Raw genomic sequence first — 3947 nt, 5'->3', positions numbered from 1 at the left:
AATCCGCGCCTTGATGAGGACGGCAGCGCCGGACGCGGCCTCGCCGACGTACTGGCCGCTGCGCTCGGAACAGCAGCGCCATGACGATGACGAGCCATGCCTGCTCTCGGGCGCAGCAAGAAGCGACCGATTTTGAGGTCGTTTCTACTGCCTTCATATTGCGGCGGAATCTGTTTCAAGGCTCCGCATGAGCCGATCGGCGTGGCTCCGCGATTGTGAGTCTGCAAGCTAGTAGCGCTCGAACAGTGGCCGCCGGAAGCCGGCGTCGCGCCCGGCGATCAGCCAATAGAGCAACCCGGCGACAAGGCCGGCAGCGGCGATGATGCCGATGTCGACCCAACGCTCCGGGTCCATATCCTCCGGCGCGCTCGGCCAGATCAAGGCGAAGCCGCCGACCGCGGCGCCGGCGCCGAAAACCATATGCAGCAGGACATTGCGCAGCGAGAAGAACTCGGCGATCAGCGCGAAGATCAGCGTCTGCAGCGCGGTCACCACGATGGTCAGGAAATAGACGAACATGCCGAGCGGCGGCACCAGCAGCACCGCGATCGGCGAAACGCCCATGACGTCGAAATAGCTGGGCGCGTTGGGCAAGGAACTGAGCACGCCATAGATCACCGCGATGGCGATCAGGCCGACCAGCACCGATACGAAGTAGCCGGCCAACATCATCAATATGCGCTTCATTACGTGCTTCGCCGTCGCCATCCCCATCCCCCAATGCGGCGCCTGGAGCAATTCCAGGAAAAGTGTGAACGGTTTTCCGTCCGGAATTGCGTCAAAACAAAGAGTTAGAGTAGTTCACCGTTCCATGAAACGGTGAACTGCTCTGGCGCGACAGTCAGCCATCAAAGCGGGACAGACGCAAGGGGAGGCGACGGTTGGCAAGGGCAATCGCTTCGGCCAAGTCCGACTTGTGGCGGAAACCATCAATCACCGAGATCGGCGCCGCCCCTCATCGCCCTGCCGGGCGTTCGTTGTTCGAAAAGCCAAGCAGTTGGCTTTTCGTCCGCTGCGCGGACCACGCCTCGACTCCCCGTATAGTGACGGGGAGAAGGGGGCTGGCCGCAACGCCGGCGCCATCCTTGCCTTGCAAAGGATGGTGATTGGCGAAACCATCGATGCCAGCGTCCCTCTCCCCGTCACTATACGGGGAGAGGATGCCGGCAGGCAGGTGAGGGGCGGCGCTAGCGGAAAGGCCGATGACACAGCCAAGAAAGGCCAGTGGATTCGCGTCGGAACGTTCCCCTATTTCGGCTCCGCCGTCACAGGATCGTAGGTGATTTCAACCTTCGCCTTGTCCGCCGTGTAATAGGTGACGGTGTAGGCGCCGCTGTCCCAGTCGACCTCGTCCACATAGCGAAAGCCGTCGCGCTGCTCGACCTTGGCGATGATCTCCGACAGCTTCTTGGCATTGGGCGGCGGCAGCGGCTTGTCGTCCGCGGCCAAGGCTGCCCCGCCGGCGAGAAGAACGGCGACGCTGGTCGCCAGAAGCAATCTGGACATGGCTTTCCCTCAAGTTTCGTCGGACAGAAACTCGCTGGCGTGCCGGTTTGTTCCGCAGCCGGAATGCGTGCCGATTCAGTCCACCGGTTTGCAGCTGCCCGAATGAGGGGCCGCCGCCCGCTTGACTTACGCGGCGCGTCGTTGAGCGGGGTGGAGACCTGAACGGGTTCGGCGAGGGTCGACGGCAGTCACGATGCTGTGGTGGTGATCGCAATAGACGCGATCCGCCGAAGTTGGCCCAGCACAGAAACGATAACCGCCGGGCACTGACCGGTCTTCGCTCACCGGGAAGCGGCACTGATAGACGCCTAGCTGAATGAGGGGGACGTCTTTCGAAATCGGTCTGATATTTTCTGGCATGGTTTTTCAGGTTCCTGGTTCATAGCCATTGCCGGCTGACGACCGCAATGCGACCGTGTCAAAGCGAGCTTCTCTCGTTTTGGAGGGCTGTGGATCACCATATGGTGTTGGTCGCGGTGTCAATGAAGCCCGAAACCCTGCTTTAGCAAGCCAATCATTGCGACTTAAGGCCACACTTGCCGCTGGGAGGGCGGGCTATGAAGCGAATACATTTTGTCAGCAGACAGTGCGGTCGCGTCCCGGAGCATCTCTTCGAACCGTTGCGCCGGTGCTATGGTGTGCCTGCATGATCAGAGAGCAGGGATACGAGGCATGCCCGAAGTCACCCGCCGTACACTTCTTGCGTTCACCGCCGTGGCCTCGGCCATTGAACCGAAATTTGCCGAAGCGGAAGGGGCCTCACCCGAATTGCGGTCGCTGATCGGAGCCCATGAAGCCAGCTATGCCGGGCTTCACAGGGTTGTTCATCGAGCGGGCAGCAGCAGCCACGAACGCAGGACGGCAGACCGGATTGAACAGGAAGCCTTGCTGGCCATCTGCTCCTATCCGGCGATCAGCCGAGGCGACCGCCGGGCCAAGGCCGATTACCTGTTGACCGCCGAGGCTCGGGGTGAACTCGACCTGGAAGAGCACATGCAGGCCATCCTGCACTCGATGAAGCGCTGATCGCGGCTGGTGCATCTCCACAACCAGACATCGCCGGCTGCCGTAAGGATTTTGGTGGGCGATGCAGGGATTGAACCTGCGACCCCACCCGTGTGAAGGGTGTGCTCTCCCGCTGAGCTAATCGCCCGCTCGTTGCCCAAAGGCCAAGCGAGCCGCGATATAAGGGAGGCGGGTGCGGTAAGTCAAGGCGCTGTCCGGCGTTCTGACAGGGATCGGTTTTGCTGTGCTTTGCGCCCTGTCTCCGACCAACGCCGGCTACATTCCGTCAGTTTCCCGCAGCGGCAATCAGCTTCTGCGCCAGATCGAGCGTCAGCGCGTCGAAATGCGAAATGACAGCCGAGGGTTCGAATTCGCGGACATGGCGGTCGGTGTAGCCGAAATCGACCGCCACCACGGGAATGCCGGCGGCTTTTGCCGTGTCGATGTCGGTTTGCGAATCGCCGACCATCAGCGCGCGGTGCGGGTCGCCGCCGGCCAGCTTGATGGTCTCGATCAGATGGCGCGGGTCGGGCTTGCGGAAGGCGAACGTGTCCTGGCCGGCGATGGCCGCGAAATGTTTGGTCAGGCCGAGTGCCTCGATCAGCGCCAGCGAGTTGGCTTCGTATTTGTTGGTGCAGATGGCGAGGACATAGCCGGCCTCCTCGAAGCGCGCGATCGCCTCGACGACACCGGGGTAGGGGCGCGACTTGCCGGGGATGTTGAGCGTGTAGTGGTCGAGGAAAAGTTTCAGCAGCCGGTCGTGCTCCTCGACGGCAAGCGATCGCTGATGGGCGGCGTGCGCCCGCTCGATCATCACCCGGCCGCCGTGACCGACAAAACGCCTGAAGCCGGCTTCGTCGACCGCGGCGATCTCGCTGGCGGCAAGGCTGTGGTTCAGGCTGTCGAGCAGGTCCGGCGCTGTGTCGATCAGCGTACCGTCGAGGTCGAACACGATGATTGGTCGGGTCATGGTCTGTCCTGGGCAGGTGTGCAATGGGCAGGCGATAGCGGCTGCGGCGCGTCAAGGCAAGCTGACTGGGGGCAAGCCGGCTTGGCAATCGCTTCAGACCGGTGACAGTTTCAACGTGTGGCGGGACCACCAATTGTGGAAGCCGGCGCTGCCCCTCATCGCCCTGCCGGGCACTTCTCCCCGTATAGTGACGGGGAGAAGTGGCTGGCCGCAATGACGGCGCCCTTCTTGCAACGCTGGTGATTGGCGAAACCACCGATGAGAGCGCCCCTCACTATACGGGGAGAGGATGCCGGCAGGCAGGTGAGGGGCGGCGCCAGCGTCAGGAAAAGGGTGACGGGGCGAATTCCAAAACCTGAAGCGATTGTCCTGGGCGAGCGCGCCGGGCAAGCAGGCCCCATCGGACCGGACATTTCGCGGCGAGCTTCCAGAAATGAAAAACCCGCCACAGCGGCGGGTCTGTCTC

The 3947-nt window shown here is 62.4% G+C and carries 4 protein-coding genes and 1 tRNA gene; 1 reads left to right on the top strand and 4 read right to left on the bottom strand.

Annotation, left to right across the window (positions count from 1 at the left end; genetic code table 11):
- Positions 1 to 228: 228 nt before the first annotated feature.
- Positions 229 to 714: a hypothetical protein gene (locus EN906_RS25740; protein ID WP_164749075.1), complete on the bottom strand. Its 486-nt coding sequence runs from the start codon at positions 712 to 714 to the stop codon at positions 229 to 231.
- Between the two features lie 534 nt (positions 715 to 1248).
- Complete coding sequence (locus EN906_RS25735; RefSeq protein WP_127269438.1) at positions 1249 to 1506, bottom strand: PepSY domain-containing protein; 258 nt, start codon at positions 1504 to 1506, stop codon at positions 1249 to 1251.
- Between the two features lie 672 nt (positions 1507 to 2178).
- On the opposite strand from EN906_RS25735, the gene EN906_RS25725 reads away from it, so the two are divergent.
- Entirely contained in the window at positions 2179 to 2532 is a 354-nt protein-coding gene (locus tag EN906_RS25725; RefSeq protein ID WP_127269439.1) for a hypothetical protein, read from the top strand.
- Positions 2533 to 2584: 52 nt separating this feature from the next.
- Here the strand turns inward: EN906_RS25725 and EN906_RS25720 are convergent.
- Positions 2585 to 2659: transfer RNA gene (locus EN906_RS25720), tRNA-Val, on the bottom strand.
- 138 nt (positions 2660 to 2797) lie between these two features.
- Positions 2798 to 3481 (bottom strand): phosphoglycolate phosphatase, encoded by a 684-nt coding sequence (locus tag EN906_RS25715; RefSeq protein ID WP_127271163.1) that lies wholly within the window; start codon positions 3479 to 3481, stop codon positions 2798 to 2800.
- Positions 3482 to 3947 lie beyond the last annotated feature (466 nt).

The organism is Mesorhizobium sp. M7A.F.Ca.CA.004.06.1.1 (genome assembly GCF_003999135.1).
Classification (GTDB): Bacteria; Pseudomonadota; Alphaproteobacteria; order Rhizobiales; family Rhizobiaceae; genus Mesorhizobium.
The sequence above is the reverse complement of the archived record's forward strand: the minus strand, read 5'-3'. Positions and strand labels throughout refer to the sequence as shown.

Bases quoted from the DNA above. Each gene is read 5' to 3' on its own strand.
- EN906_RS25740 (WP_164749075.1), bottom strand. From the start codon at position 714: ATGGGGATGGCGACGGCGAAGCACGTAATGAAGCGCATATTGATGATG.
- EN906_RS25735 (WP_127269438.1), bottom strand. From the start codon at position 1,506: ATGTCCAGATTGCTTCTGGCGACCAGCGTCGCCGTTCTTCTCGCCGGC.
- EN906_RS25725 (WP_127269439.1), top strand. From the start codon at position 2,179: ATGCCCGAAGTCACCCGCCGTACACTTCTTGCGTTCACCGCCGTGGCC.
- EN906_RS25715 (WP_127271163.1), bottom strand. From the start codon at position 3,481: ATGACCCGACCAATCATCGTGTTCGACCTCGACGGTACGCTGATCGAC.